The 20,629-nt window shown below is 69.5% G+C and carries 24 protein-coding genes and 1 tRNA gene; 12 read left to right on the plus strand and 13 right to left on the minus strand.

Annotation, left to right across the window (positions count from 1 at the left end; translation table 11 throughout):
• Nucleotides 1–170 precede the first annotated feature (170 nt).
• The 4 genes from ABZU91_RS27545 to ABZU91_RS27560 all read left to right on the plus strand — a co-directional run bounded on the left by ABZU91_RS27545 (nt 171) and on the right by ABZU91_RS27560 (nt 2,490).
• Entirely contained in the window at nt 171–1,463 is a 1,293-nt protein-coding gene (locus ABZU91_RS27545) for a tyrosine-type recombinase/integrase (protein ID WP_355246382.1), read from the plus strand.
• 231 nt (nt 1,464–1,694) lie between these two features.
• A tRNA-Lys gene (locus ABZU91_RS27550) sits at nt 1,695–1,766 on the plus strand.
• 71 nt (nt 1,767–1,837) lie between these two features.
• Nucleotides 1,838–2,092: a hypothetical protein gene (locus ABZU91_RS27555; RefSeq protein ID WP_355246385.1), complete on the plus strand. Its 255-nt coding sequence runs from the start codon at nt 1,838–1,840 to the stop codon at nt 2,090–2,092.
• Nucleotides 2,074–2,490 (plus strand): type II toxin-antitoxin system VapC family toxin, encoded by a 417-nt coding sequence (locus ABZU91_RS27560; RefSeq protein WP_355246388.1) that lies wholly within the window; start codon nt 2,074–2,076, stop codon nt 2,488–2,490. The genes ABZU91_RS27555 and ABZU91_RS27560 overlap by 19 nt, the downstream gene beginning before the upstream one ends.
• A 33-nt stretch (nt 2,491–2,523) precedes the next feature.
• On the opposite strand, the gene ABZU91_RS27565 is transcribed toward ABZU91_RS27560, so the two are convergent.
• The 7 genes from ABZU91_RS27565 to ABZU91_RS27595 form a co-directional block, all read right to left on the minus strand.
• On the minus strand, nt 2,524–3,096 hold the full coding sequence (locus ABZU91_RS27565) for a hypothetical protein (RefSeq protein ID WP_355246391.1): 573 nt from the start codon (nt 3,094–3,096) through the stop codon (nt 2,524–2,526).
• Complete coding sequence (locus ABZU91_RS27570) at nt 3,093–4,415, minus strand: hypothetical protein (RefSeq protein WP_355246394.1); 1,323 nt, start codon at nt 4,413–4,415, stop codon at nt 3,093–3,095. Before ABZU91_RS27570 ends, ABZU91_RS27565 begins: the two co-directional genes overlap by 4 nt.
• Nucleotides 4,412–5,209 carry an ATP-binding cassette domain-containing protein gene (locus ABZU91_RS27575; RefSeq protein WP_355246397.1) on the minus strand — a complete coding sequence of 266 codons (798 nt, stop codon included), beginning with the start codon at nt 5,207–5,209 and terminating at the stop codon, nt 4,412–4,414. Before ABZU91_RS27575 ends, ABZU91_RS27570 begins: the two co-directional genes overlap by 4 nt.
• An 11-nt stretch (nt 5,210–5,220) precedes the next feature.
• Nucleotides 5,221–6,027, minus strand: coding sequence for a zf-HC2 domain-containing protein (locus ABZU91_RS27580; protein WP_355246400.1), 807 nt, complete (start codon nt 6,025–6,027; stop codon nt 5,221–5,223).
• Nucleotides 6,024–6,575, minus strand: a complete 552-nt coding sequence (locus ABZU91_RS27585; RefSeq protein WP_355246403.1) for a sigma-70 family RNA polymerase sigma factor — start codon at nt 6,573–6,575, stop codon at nt 6,024–6,026. The genes ABZU91_RS27580 and ABZU91_RS27585 overlap by 4 nt, the downstream gene beginning before the upstream one ends.
• A 313-nt stretch (nt 6,576–6,888) precedes the next feature.
• Nucleotides 6,889–7,353 carry a DIP1984 family protein gene (locus tag ABZU91_RS27590; RefSeq protein WP_355246406.1) on the minus strand — a complete coding sequence of 155 codons (465 nt, stop codon included), beginning with the start codon at nt 7,351–7,353 and terminating at the stop codon, nt 6,889–6,891.
• 67 nt (nt 7,354–7,420) lie between these two features.
• A complete protein-coding gene (locus ABZU91_RS27595; protein WP_355246409.1) occupies nt 7,421–7,879 on the minus strand; it encodes an NADAR family protein in 459 nt (152 codons plus the stop codon).
• A gap of 76 nt (nt 7,880–7,955) precedes the next feature.
• Here ABZU91_RS27595 and ABZU91_RS27600 point away from each other — a divergent pair, with 76 nt between their 5' ends.
• Entirely contained in the window at nt 7,956–9,404 is a 1,449-nt protein-coding gene (locus tag ABZU91_RS27600) for an ATP-binding protein (RefSeq protein ID WP_355246412.1), read from the plus strand.
• 180 nt (nt 9,405–9,584) lie between these two features.
• Complete coding sequence (locus tag ABZU91_RS27605) at nt 9,585–10,355, plus strand: IclR family transcriptional regulator (protein ID WP_355246415.1); 771 nt, start codon at nt 9,585–9,587, stop codon at nt 10,353–10,355.
• Between the two features lie 123 nt (nt 10,356–10,478).
• Here ABZU91_RS27605 and ABZU91_RS27610 read toward each other — a convergent pair whose 3' ends face one another.
• The gene (locus ABZU91_RS27610; protein ID WP_355246418.1) at nt 10,479–10,703 is read right to left on the minus strand and encodes a hypothetical protein; all 225 of its coding nucleotides are present in this window, start codon (nt 10,701–10,703) and stop codon (nt 10,479–10,481) included.
• On the opposite strand from ABZU91_RS27610, the gene ABZU91_RS27615 reads away from it, so the two are divergent.
• Together ABZU91_RS27615 and ABZU91_RS27620 are read left to right on the plus strand one after the other, a co-directional pair.
• Nucleotides 10,702–12,132, plus strand: coding sequence for an extracellular solute-binding protein (locus tag ABZU91_RS27615; protein ID WP_355246421.1), 1,431 nt, complete (start codon nt 10,702–10,704; stop codon nt 12,130–12,132). The two genes, ABZU91_RS27610 and ABZU91_RS27615, sit on opposite strands and share 2 nt — an antisense overlap.
• Nucleotides 12,133–12,233: 101 nt before the next feature.
• Complete coding sequence (locus tag ABZU91_RS27620; RefSeq protein WP_355246424.1) at nt 12,234–14,150, plus strand: ABC transporter permease subunit; 1,917 nt, start codon at nt 12,234–12,236, stop codon at nt 14,148–14,150.
• Between the two features lie 10 nt (nt 14,151–14,160).
• On the opposite strand, the gene ABZU91_RS27625 is transcribed toward ABZU91_RS27620, so the two are convergent.
• Both ABZU91_RS27625 and ABZU91_RS27630 read right to left on the minus strand, forming a co-directional pair.
• Nucleotides 14,161–14,766 (minus strand): CDP-diacylglycerol diphosphatase, encoded by a 606-nt coding sequence (locus tag ABZU91_RS27625; protein ID WP_355246427.1) that lies wholly within the window; start codon nt 14,764–14,766, stop codon nt 14,161–14,163.
• Nucleotides 14,767–15,016: 250 nt separating this feature from the next.
• On the minus strand, nt 15,017–15,418 hold the full coding sequence (locus ABZU91_RS27630) for a winged helix-turn-helix domain-containing protein (protein WP_355246431.1): 402 nt from the start codon (nt 15,416–15,418) through the stop codon (nt 15,017–15,019).
• A 138-nt stretch (nt 15,419–15,556) separates the two neighbouring features.
• Between ABZU91_RS27630 and ABZU91_RS27635 the strand changes: the two genes are divergently transcribed.
• Complete coding sequence (locus ABZU91_RS27635) at nt 15,557–15,745, plus strand: hypothetical protein (protein WP_355246434.1); 189 nt, start codon at nt 15,557–15,559, stop codon at nt 15,743–15,745.
• Nucleotides 15,742–16,002, plus strand: a complete 261-nt coding sequence (locus ABZU91_RS27640) for a flavin reductase (protein WP_355246437.1) — start codon at nt 15,742–15,744, stop codon at nt 16,000–16,002. The genes ABZU91_RS27635 and ABZU91_RS27640 overlap by 4 nt, the downstream gene beginning before the upstream one ends.
• Before the next feature lie 31 nt (nt 16,003–16,033).
• On the opposite strand, the gene ABZU91_RS27645 is transcribed toward ABZU91_RS27640, so the two are convergent.
• Both ABZU91_RS27645 and ABZU91_RS27650 read right to left on the minus strand, forming a co-directional pair.
• Nucleotides 16,034–16,930, minus strand: a complete 897-nt coding sequence (locus ABZU91_RS27645; protein ID WP_355246439.1) for a helix-turn-helix domain-containing GNAT family N-acetyltransferase — start codon at nt 16,928–16,930, stop codon at nt 16,034–16,036.
• A 10-nt stretch (nt 16,931–16,940) separates the two neighbouring features.
• A complete protein-coding gene (locus tag ABZU91_RS27650; RefSeq protein ID WP_355246442.1) occupies nt 16,941–18,104 on the minus strand; it encodes a low temperature requirement protein A in 1,164 nt (387 codons plus the stop codon).
• 185 nt (nt 18,105–18,289) lie between these two features.
• Here ABZU91_RS27650 and ABZU91_RS27655 point away from each other — a divergent pair, with 185 nt between their 5' ends.
• Nucleotides 18,290–18,784: a hypothetical protein gene (locus ABZU91_RS27655; RefSeq protein WP_355246445.1), complete on the plus strand. Its 495-nt coding sequence runs from the start codon at nt 18,290–18,292 to the stop codon at nt 18,782–18,784.
• Between the two features lie 118 nt (nt 18,785–18,902).
• On the plus strand, nt 18,903–19,529 hold the full coding sequence (locus tag ABZU91_RS27660; protein ID WP_355246448.1) for a phosphatase PAP2 family protein: 627 nt from the start codon (nt 18,903–18,905) through the stop codon (nt 19,527–19,529).
• Between the two features lie 12 nt (nt 19,530–19,541).
• On the opposite strand, the gene ABZU91_RS27665 is transcribed toward ABZU91_RS27660, so the two are convergent.
• Entirely contained in the window at nt 19,542–20,291 is a 750-nt protein-coding gene (locus ABZU91_RS27665) for an A24 family peptidase (protein WP_355246579.1), read from the minus strand.
• Nucleotides 20,292–20,629 lie beyond the last annotated feature (338 nt).

Raw genomic sequence — 20,629 nt, forward strand, 5'->3', positions numbered from 1 at the left:
GCACTCGATCCATACCCGTCTACCGACCGAATCACCCTCATCGATCGGACCGGCTGTGCGACACACCCGCCCAACCCACAAACCAAACGCGCTCTAAGAGCGGTAGACCGTTTCCCGATCGGGATTCTGTGGCCCGCCGCGTCCGCGCCGGGCTCGTGGCATCTGCAGCGATGACCCTGGGCGACTACCTCTGGCAGTGGCACGCCAGCCGTCGCAAGATCCAACCCACCACATTGGTCACTTACGAGACCCATATCCGTGTTCATCTCATTCCACACCTTGGTCACATCCCGATCGATCGGCTCCGAGTCGGCCATCTCCAGTCGATGTTCGACAGCATCAGCGACCGCAATCTCCAGGTCGACCTCGCCCGCTGCAGTGATGACGTCCAGGTCCGGGCGTCGGTCAGAGGTGCCCGCAGGACGAGTCCGGCAACGATGCAACGCATCCGCGCGACCCTGCGTAAGGCACTCAACGATGCGATACGCACCCATCGACTGATCGAGTTCAACCCCGCCGCGTACGTTGAGTTGCCGTCGGTACAAGCCCCGAGGCCGCGGGTATGGACCTCCGCCGCCACGCAGCAGTGGAAGAAGACGGGACGTCGGCCCAGCAGCGTCATGGTGTGGACACCCGAGCAAGCCGGCGCGTTCCTCGATCACGTCGAGGACCATGACGTCTTCGTCTACCCCATCGTCACGCTCATCCTGCACCGGGGCCTGCGTCGCGGCGAAGCACTCGGCCTGCGCGAAAGCGACGTCGACCTGACGGGGCGGACCGTGACGATCAACCAGCAGCTCACGACCCTCGGTTATCGACCAGTGATCAAGATCGTCAAGACTTACGCCGGTGACCGCATCATCGCGCTCGACGCCTCCACAACCACGGCGCTACGCATCTACCAGGAGCGGCGGGAACGCCGGCAGGCCGACGCCGCCTGGCCAAAGACCGGGTTGTTCTTCGTGCGACCTGACGGTCGTCAGTGGCATCCTGAGCAGTTCAGCGATCGCTTCGAGCGACTCGTCGCAGCTTCCGGGCTGCCGCCGATCCGACTGCACGACCTACGGCACTGCGCCGCGACGTTCCTCAAGGCCTCCGGGTCCGACCTCAAGGACATCCAGGAGGTACTCGGGCTCTCGAGTATCACCGTCGCGGCGAACACCTACACCTCGGTCGTGCACGAACTCGAGTCCGAACGCGCCAAGGCCGAAGCCGCCGCTGCGCTGGTACCACGCCGATCAGGCGCCGTAGACGGCACGTCTGGGAGACCTCCGCAGGAGAACGATTCAGGTGGGCCGCCGGGGACTCGAACCCCGAACCTGTGGATTAAAAGACTTCAAGGTGTCAAAATTTCAAACTTGAAGCAACGCTCTCACCTGCGCAAACAGGGCTCTACCTCGTCCACTGTGTACCGGTGGGTGCCTCTTGGGTGTTCGCGTGTCGGCAACGTGCCGCTACGTTGAGCGAGAGAATCCTCGATTTCGGTTACGCAGAGCAACGCAACGGCTGGCCGAAGCCCCCGGATCGCGGGCGTACGGCGGGGCGCCATCTCGCAGATCACCACCACGCGCCCAATCCACCCTGTTCTGCAAGAATGAGGCTGACCTGCAGAAACAGCGCACGGCCCATGCCGAGACGGCAAGGACGCCCAGCGGATGGGTGACCTCGCCGAGGTCCGGTATCGTGTCCGATACGGGCCGCTAGCTCAATGGCAGAGCTGTGGACTTTTAATCCATAGGTTCAGGGTTCGAGTCCCTGGCGGCCCACTCTTCCGCAGTTCAATTGGCCGCCCTCGTATCTCCTGCTGAACGAGCGGTGCTGCATGCATAATGAATGCATGGTTGCTCTCCAGATTCGGGACGTGCCGGAGGAAGTACGAGATGCCCTGGCGGCGCAGGCCAAGGCGCGCGGGCAGTCCCTCCAGGCGTACCTGCTGGATCTGGTGGAGACGCAGGCTCGGCGGCTGCGCAACACGGCTGCCCTCGATCGCTTCGCCGGCCGATCTGACGGTGCTCGCGCCCTGCCGGGGGAGAGCGCGGCCGAGTTGGACGAGCAACGGGAGCAGCGCGGACCATGGGGAGGCGCTGCATGATCGTCGTGGATGCGTCTGTTCTGGCCGACGCCCTGGTCGACGACGGGCCGGTCGGCGACGCGGCGCGAGCGGAGTTGACCGCAGATCCGCACTGGGCCGCACCGAGCCATCTGCTGGTCGAGGTCATGTCCGTGATCAGGGGCAAGGTCCTCGGCGGCAAGCTGGGCCTTGCCCGAGCTCAGGAGGCGATCAGCACCCTGCCTTCGTTGGTTATCGACGAGGTTGCCGTCGCTGTGCTGCTCGACCGGATGTGGCAGTTGCGGGGCAATGTCACGGCGTACGACGCGGCTTACGTCGCGGCGGCGGAGTTGTTGGCCTGCCCACTCGTGACCGGTGATGGTCGGCTCGCCAAGGCCAGCGGAGCCCGCTGCGAGTTCCGACTGCTTGCGGTGTCCTGAGCGCTGGCGACCGAGCGGGAGTCGATTGCACCGTCACTCGCGTCGGGGGGCTCCGCGGATGGCGTACGCCACGATGCCCGTCACAGCCAGGACGGCCGCGACCGCCGCCGCGGACCGGCTGTCGTGGGGTTGTCCCGGCCAGGTGGCGAGCGCGCCCCACGTGCCCGGCTGGGGGAACATGGCGGCGACGACCGCCCACCCCATGGGCAGGAACCAGGCGCGGGCCGCGCCCGCGACCGTCGCGCAGAGCGCGGTCAGGCCCAGCAGGCCGACGGCGTCGCGGACCACCAGCGCGGCGGGGCCGAAGCGGGCGCCGGTGGCCTGGGTGGCGAGGAGCACGACGAGTACGAGCGCCAGTGCGGCCAGCAGGTGCAGGGCTCGCCGCCACGGCCAGTACAGCGCGGCCGTGCGTTCCAGGTCTTCGTCCGGGGCGGCCAGGGTGGTCGACAGGACGGCCACCATCAGCATGACCGTCAGGACGACGAGCAGAAGGATGGCGTCGCGCTCTTTCGCGAGCGTCAGCCACAGCGCCCAGATCAGGGCTGCGGCGCCCACGGACGCGGCCAGCGCCAGGGGTACGCGTCGTGCGCGGAGGTGCAGGATCATCGCGACAGCAGTCCGGTGGAATCCTGGCACGCCAGGATCGCGTCGCGTACCGCCGTCACGCGGGAGAGCGCCTCCGGGGCCGGCAGCTTCTGCAAGCCCTGCCACAGTGCGACCGCCTCGGCATTGAGCTGCGGATCCTCCTCGATCATTTCGGGGATGACACCGACGTCGGAGACCGGCTCGCGGCCGAGCAGGTGGTAGGCGGCGGCCCGTTCGACCGCGCTGTTGCGCTCGCAGTCCGGGCCGCCGTATCCGGCGCCCAGGCCGAACACCATCTCCGGGACCACGGCGTCGGGATGGGCCAGGCCGCCGTGGTCGTCGATCCGGACGTCGATCTCGACGATGTCGGCGTCGCGGCCGGGCACCTCGCCGATGAGGAAGGCCCGCCTGTCCTCGTGCGCCTGCGTGGGGGCGTGCGGCATCTTGGCGAGGGTGGAGAGGCCCTGGCGGGCGAGCGGGGTCAGCGCGTCCAGCACGTTCGCGTTGACCCGGGTGACGCAGACCTTCGGCGCGTCGTCGGTGCAGACGAGTTCACGGGCGACGGGGTCGACCGGCGCGACGAGCGCCGCCTCGTCGCGGGGGACGATCGCCGCCGCGACGCCGAAGCCGAGCAGCACCGGCAGTACGGCGGCCACCGAGGCCCGGGGACCTTGGGCAACCAGCAGGAGTACGCCGGTCAGCGCGAGCCCGGCCATGAAGATGGCGAGCACGGCGGTGACCCGCGGGTCGATGGTCTGGAACGGGTAGAACGGGGTGCTGCCGTACGCGGGTGACAGGATCGCGCCCATCCAGTCCGGCCGCATGATCGCGGTGAAGAAGACCAGCAGCACACCTGCCACGGCGAGCACGGGGGCCGTCACCAGAGCGGGTAGCAGCCGCCCGATACCCAGTCCGAGCCAGACGGCCGCGACCAGGGAGAACGCACCGACAATCGCGATGGCGACGACGTCCGGTGGGAAGTACGCGGCGGTGGAGGCGATCCGCATGCCGCCCGCGCCGAGAACCAGCAGGAACGCGAGCCCGAGCGCGGCTCCCATCGCGACGAGGAGCGGAAGCATCCGGCCGGCGCGGGACCGGGGTGTGGTGGCGAACAGTTCCCCGACCTTGGCCCGGTGCTCGCGGCGGCCCTGCCACGCGCCGGCGGCGAGGGCGATCGGCCAGAGCAGGAGCATGTACTCCTTGATGGTCAGGGTGAGGGACATCCATCCTTCCGACCAGCGTCCCGGGGCGATGTAGAGGGCGGCGACGCCGACCGCCAACGCGAGCAGCGCGGCACCGGCCGCGGCGGAGCGCCGGAGTTCGATCCGCAGGACGCTCATCGGGTGGCCTCCTTGTGGCGGCGGAGCAGCGCGGAGTAGCCGCGTTCGGCGGGGCTGTCGCCCGGGTGCCGTTCGTCGCCCTCGCCGGCCAGGGCGGCCGGGGTGCCCTGCCACACCAGCCGGCCCTCGTTGATCAGCACCACCTCGGTGCAGGCGGCGACCACGTCCTCGACGAGGTGGGTGGAGACCAGCACGCAGGCGTCCGTACCCAGGTCCCGCAGCAGCTCCCGCAGGTCGAGGCGTTGCTCGGGGTCGAGGCCGACGGTCGGCTCGTCCAGCAGCAGCACCCGCGGGTCGTTGACGATGGCCTGGGCGACGCCCGCCCGGCGCAGCATCCCGCCGGAGAGTGTCCGGAGGCGGGCGTCGGCCTTGGCGCTGAGCCCGACGCGGTCGATCGCGCGCTGCGCGGCCGTCGGGATGTCGGGCTTCGGCATCTCCTTCAACCAGGCCATGTACGACACGAACTCGCGCACGGTGAACCGCGGGTAGTAGCCGAAGTGCTGCGGCAGATAGCCCAGTCCCCGCCGGGCCTGGCGCAGGTCGGCGCGGCCGTCGACCGAACTGCCGAGCAGGGTGAGCCGGCCTCCGGACGGCTTGAGCACCGTGGCGAGGGCACGCATCAACGTCGTCTTGCCCGCGCCGTTGCGCCCCAGCAGGCCGTGGACGCCGGTGGCCAGGCTCAGGTCGAGCCCGTCGACGGCCAGGTGCCGGCCGGCCCGTACCTTCAGCCCCTCGGCGTGGATGGCCCAGGGGTGGATGGTGGTGGCCGTCTCGGCCATGCTCACCGCTCGCATGGTTGTTCCCTTCAGAACGAGGTGAGGCGCCGGAAGCTGTTGGCGCGAAGGAGAGTCAGGGCGGCCAGCACGACAGTGGCGACGGCCCAGCCGCCGACGGCTGCGGGTTCCAGGAGCACCGGCAGTTCGGCGGTTGCGAGGCTGGGCGCGACCACGACGGCGGCCCAGGCCACCATCAGGCCGACCGCGGCGCGGTGGACGCCGACAAGGGAGCCGAGCAGCAGGGTGGCGGCGGTGAAGGCCAGGCACGGCAACAGCATCAGCGCCGGGTTCACCCGGCTGGCGCCGTAGGCGGCGAACGCGGCGAGCACCGGGATGACGAGGACGAGCACCGCGGCGGTACGACGCAGGAGCATCACCAGACCGGCCGAGGGGGTGCCGACCACCAGTTCCCAGGCCGGGTCGCCGCGTCTGCTCCACGCCGCCGCGACGCCGGGAAGCGGCGCCAGGGGCGCGAGCAGCAGCACGATCGACGGCAACTCGGACAGGAAGTACGTGAGCGTGGCCGCGGTGCCGAGCACGCCGGCGGTCATGGCGACCCAGGGCAGCAGCGCCGCCACGAACCAGCGCTGCCGCAGCGGCGTACGGAGGAAGCTCCGGGACCGTGGGGCGGGGCCGGCGGCGATCGAACGGTCGACGGCTGCCGCGACCTCGGCGACCAGGGCGCGCGACTCGGCCGTGGTGCTGCCGGCGAGGCGGGCGCGGCAGTCCGCGCAGGTCTCCAGGTGCACCTCGATCGACCAGACGGTCGCCTCGTCGAGGCCGGCATCGCCGTCGGCGTACCGGTCGATGTCGTTGAGGGTGGGATGCGTGGTCATGACAGGGCCTCCCGCAGGACGATCCGGGCGCGACGGATCCGGGACTTGACGGTGTTCTCGGGTACGCCCAGCAGCACGGACGTCTCGCGGACGGTGAAGCCGTCCAGGACGGTGGCCCGCAGCACCGCCCGGACCTCGGGTGGCAGCACGGCGAGGGCCTGTTCGAGTTCCTGCCCCACCCGACCGGCCAGCACCTCGTCCTCGGCAGCGGGCACGACCATCTCGACCGGATGTACCTGCGGCACCCGTGCCTGCCGGGAGCGTCGCCGAAACGCGTCGACCAGGCGGTGCGCGGCGATGGTCCACAACCAGCCGACGGCGCTACCGCTGACCTGGTCGCCCGCGAAGCTGCCCGCCGCCCGCCACACCGTCAGGTAGGTCTCCTGGAGGACGTCGGCGACCACGTCCGCGTCGGCGCAGCGGCGCCGCAGCCGCACCTCCAACCAGGGCGCGGTACGCCGGTACAGCTCGTCGAACGCGCGCCGGTCACCGTGGGCCACCCGGCGGACGAGTTCCTGCTCGTCCGCCGCGTCCAGACTTCGTCTCACGCCAGGTAAGACGACCGTCTCCGCGTAATCGGGTGCCTCGCGACTGTGACCGTCGTCACGGGGAGGCCGGATCCTTTCAGGATCTGTTGTGTCAGGTTGCGGAAGTCCCCTGTCCCACCCTCACCGTCGTGGATCTGCACATGGTGGTGTGCCGTGCCCTGTGCGCCGTCACCTGTGTGCTGTGCTGGGCATGCGATGTGTGGTGGGGAATCGAACCCCTGCGCCTGCCCACGGCGCGCCAGGAGGTAGCCGGATTGCCCGCCGGCTTGCGGGTTTGTGCACGCCTCCACGTCGGCTACCTGCTCCGCAACTCCTAGTCCAGCAGGTCGACCTCCCAGTTCGTACGCTGGATCAGCGTGTCCACCTCGCGAAGCTGCCGGGCCAGGTCGTCGGCCTGTCGGCGCAACTCGGCCACCGGCAGCGCCGGGATCATCTTCAACTCCGACCGCAACTGCCGGTACTGACGCTGGCCTTCACCAGCGGCGGCCGCCGCGGCCGACGTGACGACGTTGTGCCGCAGACGGAGTACGTCGCGCCGGGCGAGTGCGTCGGTGAGCGTGGCGCCGTCCACGACGCTGGCGGCGTTCGTGCGGTTGATCCGCCGAATCAACGACTCCAACTCGTCGAGCGTCTCGCCCACCTCGACGAGCAGAGCCGAGGCGTCCTCGGCCGGATTCTCGCCCTCCTGGAAGCGAGCGCTGGCGGTGATGCGGGCACGGAGTTGTTCGGCGCGGCGCGCCGCGTCCGCGCGCACCGCCAAGGCCTCAGCGAGCTTCATGGGCACCAGTATCGCCAGCGAAGATCATTGCCCGCGCCTCATTTTCCGGCGCGCGAATGCGGCAAGGTCATCGCTTGTCGAGTTGTGTGCGGGCGCGCATCAAGGCGAACCCGAGAAGATTCTGGCCGCGCCACCGGGCCGGGTCCTCGGCGCGCGGGTCCGCAGCCGCCAGTCCGATGCCCCAGACGCGGTCCACGGGGCTGGCTTCCACCAAGATCCGGTTAGCCGTGCCAGACAGGTACCGCCCGAGGTCGGGGTGCTGGTTGAACTTCGCCACATTGCCGGCGACGACCAGACCGATGCTTTGCTCGTCCCAGGGACGCCCGCCCTCAGCGACATGGGCGCGCAGGCTGGTCAGGTCGCAGGGCAGCGGATCTGTCGTCGTCACGTCGAGCAGGGTTCCAGAGCTGTGCGACATCGAGCGCTGGGCGACCCTGGCCCGGCGCAGACGGCCTGCACCTGCTCGGCATCCGAACCCCCGAACGAGTGTGAGCGGAACCGGCGCGGTCGGAAGCCCGCTATCCATGCTGACGGTCCCAGGTCAACGAGCAACGCAGCTAGACTGAGCCGAAGTAAGATGCAATCTAGCTTCGGAGGGGTCGATGTTCGTCGGTCGGCGCGCGGAACTCGACCTGCTCGCCCAGCAGCTTGACCACGTGAAGCGCACCGGGAAGGGCCGCTCCGTCGCGATTCGCGGGCGACGACAGGTGGGAAAGTCACGCCTGGTGCAGGAGTTGTGCGACCAGGTCGATCTGCCGTACTGCTTCTACACCGCCGTCAAGGGCGCGTCGAGCATCGAAGCGGTGAGCTACTTCCTCAGCGCCCTCCGCGACTCGTCTCTGCTCAGCTCCCGCAGCCGCGACATTCTGCCCTCCCAGCCGACAGCCGGCGGCTGGGGAGACATGCTGCGGGTACTGGCGGGAGTCCTGCCCGATACGCCGAGCGTGGTCGTCCTCGACGAGCTGCCATGGATCTCCGAGCAGGACGCGACATTCGACGGGCACCTGCAGGTCACGTGGGACCGTCTGATCTCCGGCAAACCGGTACTGCTACTGCTGCTCGGTAGCGATCTGCACATGATGCAACGATTCACCGAATACGACCGGCCGTTCTACGGCAGGGCCACCAATATGGTTCTCGGTCCGTTCAACCTCGCCGAAACCGCCGCTCTCACGGGGCTGGGCGGGGCGGATGCCATCGACGCGCACCTGATCACCGGTGGACTGCCGGGCATCGCCTTGGAATGGTCACCGGGAACGCCTCCCACCGACTTCCTGAGCCAGCAGATCTCCCACAAGACGTCGGCGTTGTTCACCATTCCCGAACAATCCCTGGCGTCGGAGTTTCCGGCCCCGGACACTGCCCGGCGCATTCTCGAGGCGGTCGGCGGGGCGGGCAGCCGCACGTTCAGCAACATCGCCGCGACCGCTGGCGACCGCGGCGGTCCGGTCAGCTCCGGCACTCTCTCCCCGCTGCTGCACCGGCTCGTCGAGGAGAAACAGATCCTCGCCGTCGACAAGCCGCTCTCCACCAAGCCCAGCAAACTGGCGCGGTACCGGATCGCCGACAGCAATCTGCGTCTCTACCTGGCCATTCTGCGAGATGTGCAGCAATTGGTGTTGCGTGACCGGACAGCGGCCGCGCGCGCCGTTCTGGACAGTCGGTGGTCCACCTGGCGGGGCAACGCTGTCGAACCGATCATCCGCGACGCGCTCGCCATCGCGGCCGGTGCCGGCGACCTGCCCTGGACGGAAACGTGGGAGGTCGGCGGCTGGTGGAACCGGCAGTCCAACCCGGAGATCGATCTTGTCGGAGCCGACCGCGCCCCGATCGCCTCACACATCGCGTTCGCCGGCTCCATCAAATGGCAGGACGGGCCGTTCGATCGGCGCCACCTCGACGAACTACGCCACCACGCCCCCGCGATCCCGGGCTTCGAACCCGGGACCAGCGGCCTGGTCGTCGTCAGCCGATCCGGCACCGCCCTCCCGGGCGAGGCTGTGGATCTCGTCTGGGGTCCTGACGACATCGTGCGTGCCTGGTCGGTCTGATGCGGCCACGTCATGCCGTCGGTGCCGCACCGGCACCCCCGGACCGCCGACTGGTCGGTCGCGGGAGTTGTCAACGGCGTTCGGAGCCTGGCGCGGACGGCGCACGTGGCTATCCTCTTCAAATGCTGGCCCGTGTGGAGATCGTTGACGCGGGTCCGGCATTTCGAAGGGACCAGCGACATGCCCCGTGTGGTACCGGCAGTTATCCGCGCACTCGACGTCCTCGAACTGTTCCTGGACTGCCCTCAACTGTCGGCCCGCCAGGTGATGGAGCGGCTCGACCTGCCGCGTACCACCGTCCACGAACTGCTCGTGACGCTCGAGGCTCGCTCGTACCTGATCTCGGTGCCGGGTCAGCCGGTGCAGTATCGGCTCGGCATGCCGCTGTTCCAGCTCGGCGCGGCGTTCGCGGGCCGGCTCGATCTGGTACGCGAGGCGCAGGGCGTCGCGCGGGACGTGGCTGCCCGGTGTGACGAGGCCGTGCACGTGGCGGTGCTCGACGGCGCGGACGTCATCTACCTCGTCAAGTTCGACAGCACGCACCCGGTTCGGATGGTGTCCGGGGTCGGGCTGCGGCTGCCCGCGCACTGCACGGCGGTCGGCAAGGTCCTGCTGTCGGCTCTCGATCCGGCCGACCTGGACGCCGTCCTGTTGAAGGATCCCCTGCCGGGCATGACGCCGGAGAGCATCACCGACCCGGAGCTGCTCCGTGCGCACCTCGACCGTGTCCGGGCGGACGGCGTCGCGGTCGACGTCGGCGAGTCGGACACCGCGATGCGCTGCGTCGCGGCCGCGATCCGGGACCACTCCGGCACCGTCATCGCCGCGATGAGCCTGTCCGCGCCGATCATCCGGTGGACGCCCGAGGTGCAGGTGGAGTGGACCGGGCTGGTTCGCGAAGGCGCCGCCACGCTGTCCGCCCGCATGGGCTACCGGGTCCAGTCCCGGTAACGAACCTCCCGCTTTCGGTTCGAAACACCATCGAAACATTGACATCGGTCGCCGGGCTGCTCTAGCGTCGCACCACTCGATGCGGTATATCGAACCTAGTTCGAAATCTCGAACGGCGGGTGGTCACGTGACACGACCGAACTGGAACGTCAGCGCCACTGTCTCGGCCTCGTCGCCGATCGCCTCAACCTCATCGCGCCACCGTGGCGAGCATCGAACGAACTGATCTCGGCGGGCGACCTCCGTGGTCGCCGCAACAGGAAACCCAACTGGAAACACGGCGGCGTTCGCCAGGTACGCCTTCGGCGTGCAGCCGTGCGCGGGGAGATGAAGGAGGCGGGTGTCCATGGAGGACAAAATGGGTTGGTCTCGGCGCGGCGTTCTGGGGATGGGGGTGGGAGTGCTCGGCGCGGCCGGTCTGGCCGCGTGTGGGGACACCTCCAAATCGCCGACCAAGGTGCAGGCCGAGGTCCCGCAGGAGCTGATCGACGCCGCCGCGTCGATGAAGGGCTCCTCGATGGGGATGTTGTCGCAGAAGCTCTACTCGACGGCGGCGAACGACGCCCTCGACAGCTCGATCAAGAAGTTCGCCGACACCACCGGAACGAAGATCGAGAACAGTCTGGTCCAGGCCGATGCCGGTGACGTGGTCGCCAAGATCGACGCCGAGGTCAAGGGCGGCGTGGCACGTGACCTGGCGTTCATGACCGACTCCCGGTTCGTCGCGCAGTTCCAGGCGCTCGGCGACCTGGAGGACGTCACCGACGTCGTCCAGGCGCTGACCGCCAAGTACGGCGAGCCGTGCGCGGAGGCCAAGAACTTCTGCGTCTTCGACGGCAAGTGGTTCGCGATCCCCTACCACTTCATCGGAATCGGGTCGTTCCTGCGCAAGGACTGGATGCAGGACAAGGGCATCACGCCCAAGGACATCTACAGCTGGGAGGAGCTGCGGGACGTCTGCCTGGAGATCTCCGACCCCGGCAAGCGCCGGTTCGGCTGGGGCATGACGATCAACCGGTCCGGTGACGCCAACGGCATGATCGAGGCGCTGATCAACGCGTACGGCGGGTCGATCGCCTCCAACGACGGCCGGAAGGTCACGTTCGAGTCACCGGAGACGGTGCAGGCGGTGACCTTCCTCGGCGACATCTACACCAATCCCAAGTACAAGCCGATGCTGCCGCCGGGGATCGCGAGCTGGACCGACACCAGCAACAACGAGAACTGGCTCGCCGGCATCCTCGGCTACACCCGCAACCAGTTCAGCGTCTACGCGGACTCGCGGACCAAGAAGAACCCGGTGCACGCCAACACCCACGTGTTCTCCGACTGCATCGGACCGGCCACCAACAATCCGCTGCTGCTGGGCCAGTCGCAGGGCTTCGTCATCTTCAAGGGCGCCAAGAACCCCGCGCTCGCCAAGCTCCTGGCGCAGTACCTGGTCAGCGCGCCCGCGCTGCTCGGAGTGGCGAAGGAGGCACCCGGTCTGGTGATGCCCGCCTGGGAGAAGGTCTGGGACGCGGACCCGTTCTTCACCAGCGGCGACCCGGCGTTCCCCATGCTACGCAGGATCACCCAGTTGCAGCTGCCGTTGAACACGAAGAACGGCCTGGCCTTCCCGCAGAAGGCGAGCGCCGGCCAGCAGGCCGTCGGCTCGGCCTACGTTCTCACCGACATGATGCAGCAGGTCGCGCAGGGCACCGCGCCCGCACAGGCCGTGAAGGCGGCCCACACGAAGATGGTGCAGATCTTCAACCAGCAGGGGCTGCCGCAGTGAGAACGCTCCGCCCCGCGCGGGTCCCGGCGGCGAGGACGTCCTCGTCGCCGGGATCCGGCTCCCTCACGGCGACCCAGCGCCGGCTGGGTCGTGACTGGCGAATGGCGGCGCTGTTCCTGACGCCGATGGCCGTGCTGGTCGGCGGCCTCGTCCTCGTACCGATCGCCCGGTCGATCGTCACCAGCACCACCGAACGGCACGGGCAGGAGTCCGTGTTCGTCGGCCTGGACAACTACCTCCACCTCGTCGGCGACGACCAGTTCCACACGGGCGTGGTGAACTCGTTCGTCTTCACCGCGTACGCCGAGATCTTCAAGGTCGTGCTCGGGCTGGCCGCGGCCCTGCTGCTGCACCACCGACGCCGCGGGCGTGCGGTGCTGGCGGGGTTGCTCCTGGTGCCGTGGGTGGTGCCGACCGTGGTGACGGCGTTCAGCTGGCGCGCGCTGCTCGACCCGATCTTCGGCAGCGTCAACAACCTGCTCACCGCCACCGGAATCGGACCGCTGCTGGTCGACCTGCACCTGGTCGACAGCTGGCCCGCGGGCTGGCTGTCCGACCCGTCCCTGGCCATGCCCTCGGTGATCCTCGTCAACGTCTGGAAGGGGGTGCCGTTCTTCACGGTGTGCTTCCTCGCCGGGCTGAAGGCCATCCCGGCCGACCTGTACGAGGCGGCGACCATCGACGGGGCCTCGGCGTGGCAGCGGTTCGCCAACGTGACGCTGCCCGGGCTGCGCCACGTCATCACCGTGACGGTGACCCTGTCGTCGATCTGGACGTTCAACAACTTCGACCTCGTCTGGCTGCTGACCCAGGGTGGCCCGGGTGACGTGACAGCGCCCTACGTGCTCGTCGCGTACTCGAAGGCGATCCTGCAGTTGCAGTACGGCGCGGGCGCGGCGGTCACGCTCGTCATGCTGCCGGTCATCGGCGGGCTGGTGTTCGTCCTGGTCCGGCTGTTGCGCCAGGACTCGGGGGCGAAACTGCCCCGGGCGCGACGCGCGGCGCTCCGGATCGGTACGCGGGCACGCAAGGCCCTGCCGTGGGTGATCACCGCGGTGGTCACCGGCCTGCTGATCTGGGCGTCGCCGGACATCTTCTGGAAGGCAGCGGTCGTCCTCGGGGTGATCCTGCTGATCGCGGCGGCGGTCGGTCGGGTGGTGTCGACCCTCCAGTCGCGCGGCGGTCGTCGGGCGTCGTCGACGGTGTCGAGCCTGGGCTCCTGGGTCGCGCTCGCCGGGCTGCTCTTCTTCGTGCTGGGCCCGCTGTACTGGATCAGCGTCACGGCCTTCAAGTCCGAGGGCCAGGTCGTCATGCGTACGGACGACCTGTGGCCGACGCCCTGGACCACGGAGCAGTTCACCGCGCTGTTCGCCAACCAGCCGTTCGGTCGCTGGTACCTCAACACCCTGCTGGTGTCCGCGGCGTCCACGGCGGTGGCCCTGGTCTGCGCCGCCCTCGCGGGGTACGCGTTGGCCCGGCTGCGGTTCCGTGGGGCGCAGGGCTTCACCGTCACGGTGCTGCTCACCTACGTGATGCCGGGCGCGCTGCTGTTCATCCCGCTCTACCAGATGCTCATCGGCGTGCGGCTCACCGACTCGTTGTGGTCGCTGGTGGTGACGTACCCGACGTTCACGCTTCCGTTCGCCACATGGCTGCTGGTCGGCTACTTCTCCTCGATCCCCGTGGAGCTGGAGGAGGCCGCGCTCGTCGACGGCTGCACCCGCCTACAGGCGTTCGGCCGGGTGGTGCTGCCGCTGGCCAGGCCGGGGCTGCTGGCGGTTGCGCTCTTCACCCTGACCAACGCCTGGAACGAGTTCCTGTTCGCCTTCGTGTTCATCACGAAGGACGAGTACAAGACGCTGCCGGTGGGGATGCAGTCGATGATCGCCGGAGACGTCGTACCGCAGGGACAGCTCGCCGCGGCCTCGCTGCTCGTCAGCATCCCCGTGGTGATCATGTACGCGCTCGGGCAGCGCTTCCTGACCGAAGGGCTGACCGCCGGAGCGGTTAAGGGCTGACCTGCGGAGATCAGGTGTACGCGAGCACGAAGTCGACGGTCCCCGTACCGCCGGGCTGGTCCTGCGGGGTCTGGATACCCGCCAGGTGGATGTGCAGTTGGTCCTGCTGGCGGGCGTCGGCCGAGTTGATCCCGAGCCCGATGTTCGGGTACACCACATGCGACGGCTGCCCGGGCTGGGCGTTGATCCAGGCGTCCAGCCAGTAGTTCGGCGCGGCGGTGGTCGCGATGAACGGGCACTCGATGCCCTTCACGCGGCAGGTCGGCACGAGCAGATAGTTGTGGGTGTTCGGCGGGGCTCCGTTCAACACCACGTAGGTGGACGTGGTGTGCAGGCAGCTGGTCGGCGGCGTGGTCCGCCTACCCAGGCAGACCTGGACCCGGTCCCAGAGGTCGAACCGGCCGCCGGTGTCGGTGGGATAGCCGCACAGGGCCGACGGGGTCGGGCAGGCGGTGCCGCCCGGGTTCGGCGGCGGGGGTTGGGGTGAGCCGTCACCACCGTCGGCCATTCCGCCGTCCGCCCCGGCCAGGGTGAGAAGCCCGCCCGCGCTGGCCACCCCGGACAGCTTGACGAACTGACGTCGGGCAATCTGATCGATCCGTCTGCTGCCGCTCATCGCCACTCTTCACCCGGGACGATCCGAGGACACTGCCCGATCCGAAGTCCCTGGTCAGGGTTCGGACGAGCAGGTCGGAACGTGCCGAGATTAGGACAAACTTTCACACCTGGAGGGCCGCCAGTACCGGAGTCGCCTGATCGTGTAGCTGCCGGAATCCGTCGTGTGCGGGGATGGTCGCGTCGGCGAGGCTGATGCCTCAGAGTCATAAATATGCCTCTGAGGCATCAGCCTTGTCGGGACCCGTGCGTCAGCGTCCGACTCGCACGCGGTCGGCGGCGTACAGCTCACGGGACCCGTCGGCACGGAAGATCACGATGACCGGAATGCCCTCGCCGATCTCCAGTTCGCGCCGCTCGGCGGGCGTCGGCATCCGCGCGGTAGCGGTGTCGCCCTTGAGGAGGGTGACAGTTTCAGTCGGCTCGTCGGCGCGGACGAACGTCCCGCGCGGCGGTTCCACGATCACAAGCCCTTCCGACCGGAGTAGCGCCACCGCCTGTCGGACGCTCGTCCGGCTCAGCCCGTACTCCTGAGCCAACCGCAGCTCGCTGGGGAGCGACGCCCCGGGTGCCAGATCGCCAGAAGTGATCCGGTCACGCAGAAGGTCTGCGAGTTGCCGGAACACGGCGCGATCCGCGTTGGGGTCGATCACCAGAATGACGCTACGTAGACAACAGTTCTACGTCTTATTGTATCTACAGTCCTACGTCGTTACGGTGATATCGGCTGCGGCGACGGCAGGCATGCGAACCGGCCGTTCGCCGAATCGACAGAGCCAGAGGGAGCTTCGATGCCCCGCGTGTCGTACGAGGAATATCTGGTGGCCGTGGCGATGACCCTGGCGCGGCGGCACCATCCGGTCTGGTCCTGGCCTCGGTGGCGGTACGTCTGCCGTTGCGGCAACGGCCTGCCCTGCCGGACGCGGCATCGGGTTCCGATCAGTCACGCGCACTGGCCGAGCCAGGAGGGGCCACGATGACCAGCCACCTTCCGAGCACGCCGGCCTGGACCTGCCGCGGCTGCGGCGTCGACTGGCCGTGTCGCGCCCGTCGGCGAGAGCTGCGAGGGGAGTACGCCGGAGCGCAGGTGTCACTCACCCTCTACCTGGCCGCCCAACTCGTCGACGCCACCCGCGATCTCGCCCACGTCCCCGCCGACAGTCTGTACGGCCGGTTCCTCGGCTGGGCCCGCCGAGCGGACGCGGACGATCGGCCGGAGGCCATCCAGAGCAGGTAGATCAGACCGACGAGCAACAGCGTCCTTCCGCTCACTGAGCGAGCGACTTCTCGAACCAGTGGTGGGCGTAGTGCTCGGTGTTGTAGGGCGGGATCTCCCGGTAACCGGCCGAGCGGTACAGGGCGATCGCCTCGGTGAGGTTGCGGTTGGTGTCCAGCCGCACGGTGGTCGCGCCACGCTCGGCGGCGTACCGTTCCAGCTCGCCCAGCAGTCGCCGTCCGATGCCCAGCCCACGCACGGTGTCCGCCACCCAGACGCGTTTGATCTCGGCGGGCCCGTCGCGGTGCAGTTTCACGGCACCGCAGCCGACGGGCTCGCTGTTGAGGGTGGCGAGCAGGATTACACCGGCCGGCGGTGTGAGTGCCTCATCGTGGACCGCGTTGCTCAACGTCGGGTCGAATCCGTCGTCGAACCGTCGACCGACGTCCCGGGCGTACGCCCGCAGGCAGGCGCGGACCCGCGGATCGCCTGGCGGGCACGGTTCGACCACCACCATCGACCCGACGAGCAGCCGTTCGACCTCGGCCATGGCGGTGACGAGTCGGTCCCGGCGCTGAGCGGTGAGCGGTTCGAGGATCGAGGCGGCCAGCTCGTCGGACCGCCGGTCGAGTTCGGCCCACTCCCTGCGGCCGGCGTCGGTGAGGGCGGCGGTGCGGACCCGGCCGTCGCCGCCTGCCTGGTCGGCCGGCCCTACGGTGACGAGCCCGTCGTTCTCCAGGGCACGCAGGAGCCGACTGAGATATCCCGAGTCGAGGCCCAGCCGGGCTCGGAGCGCCGCGACCTCGGCACCCGCCAGGCCGATCTCCCACAGCAGGCGCGCCTGCCCGAGCGGGCGCCCCTGGGCCATGTACTCGTCGTCAAGCGCACCCACCCGCTGGGTGACCGTCCGGTTGAACCGCCGTACGGCGGCGACGAGCGCGGAGTCCATACCTCTGACTTTAGTCAGATTGTCGGACACTGCGATAGGAGAGGATGCCGGCGCGATCCAGGACGACCACCGCGAGCACCACCACCGTGGCGACCGCGCTGAGCGCCAGCAGCGGCGGACGCAGGGCCACCGCCACACCGCCGAGTACGAACAGGGCGGCGACCCGGGGCCACGAGATCCGCCGGTGGATCGTCAGGGAGAACAGGATGCGCCCGACGAGGAACAGCGCAGGGCCGCCCATGATGACCAGGGCGGAGGCCGTGTCGCCCTTCTCGGTGGGGTGGGCGATGCTCAGTTCGGCCCCGACAGCCGTCAACACGATGCCCGCGATCATCACCAGGTGCAGGTCACCGGTCACGACGCCCAGCCGCGACGGGTCGGCGCGATCGAGGGCCGGGCCGAGACGCTGCCCAGCGGGGGTCACGTAGAGCAGACCGATCATTACGGCGGTGGCGAAGACCAGCAGGAAGGCGACCGTCCCGGCGAGGTCCAGGCCGGTGCCGGCGTACGACAGGCCGGCCACCAGAACGAGTTCACCGAGCCCGATGATCATGATTTGTTGATAGCGCTCGGCAAGGTGCCCGCCCGTGAGGTGCAGTTCGTGCCGCCGCGCGCGACCCAGCCTTGGCGTGGGCCAGCCGAGCCGTGGGCCGGTCAGGTCGATGACGAGAGCGAACACCCAGAGCGCCACCCGCCACGCCGGCAGGAGCACACCCGCCAGCCACACCACGGCGGTGACGCTGTACCAGCAGAGGATCCGCAGCGCCCGGCGCTGGCGCGGGTGACCGCGCAGCATCGTGACGGTGACCACGCCACGGACGAGGTGGACCCCGACGTACGCGCCAGCGAAGAGCGCGGCCCGACCGTGCAGTCCCTGAGGGGCCGCCACCCCGGCCAGCAGGCTGCCCAGCGCGGCGACGATCAGCACCGCTCGGATGACCGGAGTCTCCGGGTCGTACCAGTCGGCGGTCCAGGTGGTGGCCACCCAGATCCACCAGACGGCGGCCAGCAGCAGGGCGGTACGCAGGGCACCGCCCAGCGTGAAGTTGTGCAGCAGGTGCTGGGCCGTCTGACTGAGGGCGAGCACGAACGCCAGATCGAAGAAGAGTTCCAGGAACGAGGCGCTGAGCGATGCGTCGCTTCCCCGTAGCAGCCGTTCGGGCCTGCTCGCCATCTGTCCGTCGTACCACCCGGGACCCGCAGTCGGAGGCAAAAGCGCCTCCGCGACGTCGCCGACCCCCGCCGCCGATGGGAGCGCCCGAGGCGACGACCCGCCCGCCCCTCCTGTCGTTGATCCGGCTGCACCCCTGGTCAGCGCCGACCACGGTGGGGGCACCGACGCACCGAGGAGAGACGCCGATGACCAGTCAACGGGAGACCGTACGGGTCGACCACGACCTGTTCCGCGCCGTATACGACTCGCCCGCGTCACTGCCCGGCCGGCACCGGTGGACCACCCCGGAGTCGGACGTCCGGCGTCTGGAGAAGCTGCTCGGCATGCCGACGCGGACGATCGGCGCCCCGCTCTGGGTCAGCGGTGACGAACCGGACTGCCCGAAGTGCGGCCGGCGGATCACCTGGTACGACATCGTCTCCTCGGCGGTAACCGGCCTGCACGACAAGGGCATGATCGCCGAGGTCATCCTCGGCGACCACAAGTACGTCAACACCGAGGTCCCGGACGCCATCCCCGGGGTGCACTGCGCCGACTGCCACACCGCCATCGACGGCCTGCGCAGCTTCAAGTGCCACAACTGGGCGTACGCCTTCGAGGCGCTGGAGGCCGTCCGGGAGCGCATGGCCGGCGGGCCCGGCCCGACCCAGCGCGTGGCCGACGGCCCCGCGCCGACCTGAGCCCACGCCGAGCGGCCCGACGCCGGCGATCCACAGGCGCTCCCTCCGACACATGCGCTGCCGCGTTTCCAAGGTGCCTCCAAGATGAACGCGGTATGAACGTGTGGTGAGGTGAGTCATGGCCGACAACGGCAGTACGGACGTCCCAGAGATCAGCGCCGAGTGGTACCACGACATCGTCGATGCCGCCGCCGGCACCCCGCACCCGGTGCAGTGGTTCGTCGAGCACGCCACCGAGGGGGTGATCCTGCTGCTCGGCGCACTGCTGGTGGTGGCCGCGCTGCGCCGCCTGGCCGGCGGCCCGCACGACCGGGCACTCGCCCTCGTCGCGCCACTGCCGACTCTCCTGGCGTACGGGAGCAGCGAATTCCTCAAGACCGTGGTGGACGAGGACCGGCCGTGCCGGACGGTGGGCCGGGCGATCATCGCCGGCGCCTGTCCACCGCCGGGTGACTACTCGTTCCCGAGCAACCACGCCACCCTGGCCGGCGCGCTGGCGATCACCACCCTGCTGCTGTCCCGGCGGCTAGGGCTGTTCGCGCTGCCGCTGGCCGTACTGGCCGCGTTCTCCCGGGTCTTCGTGGGCGTGCACTACCCGCACGACGTGGCCGTCGGGCTGCTGCTCGGCGCCCTGGTCGCCCTGGTCGCCACCCCACTGCTGGCCCGCCCGGTCGCCGAGGCGTTGCGTCGCCGCACCGATGCCCGTCGTCCGGTACCCGACCTGGCCGGCCGACCCCGCCCGTAGAGCCGCGAGAGTTCAGGTGGCCAGGAGCGCGCCCGCCGTGCCGAGGAGCAGGAACGGTCCGAACGGGAGGTGGGTGGTCCATCGGACTCGCCGTGTTGCCAGCAGCCCCAGGCTCACCAGCGCGGACAGCCCGAACGTGAGCAGCAGCCCGAGCACGAGGACGGGCCAGCCGTACCAGCCGAGCAGCGCGCCCACGCTGAGCGCCAACTTGGCGTCGCCCAGCCCGAAGCCCCGACGACCGAGCAGCAGAGTGCTGGCGGCGAAGAACAGCGCCAACCCCGCGCCGGCGGTGACAGCTCGCGCCCAGGAGCCCACGCCGGCGTCGGTGAGCGCCGCCGCGCCGAGCAGCAGCCACGTCCCGGCAGCCGCGGGCAGGGTGAGTCGGTCGGGTAGCCGGTGCACGGCCAGATCGACGACCACCGCCGGCAGGGTCCAGCCCAGCCACCACACCAGAGCCGGCAGCGCTCCGAGTGGCGGGCCCGCGAGCACGAGCAGCGCCACGGCGGCGAGCGCGGCAACCTCGATCGCGCCCGGCGGCGGCCCGACCCGGGCGTGACACCGGCCGCACCGGCCCGCCGGGCCGAGCGCGGGCCACGGCCTGGTCAGGCTGACCACGGCCCCGCAGGCGTCGCAGCCGGTCCGGCTGGGAGCGTTCGAGGGTACGGCGTGACGCACGACGGCCAGCCGCAGCAGCGGGGTGACGAGCAGGGATGCCAGCACGGACGCGAGCCGGAGCCAACGGGTACCCGTGACCGGCTCCAGCTCGGTGCCCGCAGAGTCGGCCGACGCGGACGGTTGGCCGGGTGGTTCAGCCGTCAGCGCCACGTCGACCCCGCCGAACGTCCGGCAGCCGCCCCGAAAGGTGAACACGGATCGTGACTGAACGTTCGCTCGGGTGTAGCGGATGGCGCGGAAAGGGACGTCTGCCACCGGCGGCTCCCGCCTCTGGTGAGAACCAACGGCACGCGCCGAGGCGTGACCCGAGGTGCGGGTCGAAGGCCGGCACACGGGCGGGATGTCCCACTCCCGCAAGGGGCGCAGGGGTCACGACGGACCGACCCGGGCCGACATTGCCAGACCGTCGGCGACCCCTCGATCGG

The organism is Micromonospora sp. NPDC005174, assembly GCF_040608495.1.
Classification (GTDB): domain Bacteria; phylum Actinomycetota; class Actinomycetes; order Mycobacteriales; family Micromonosporaceae; genus Micromonospora.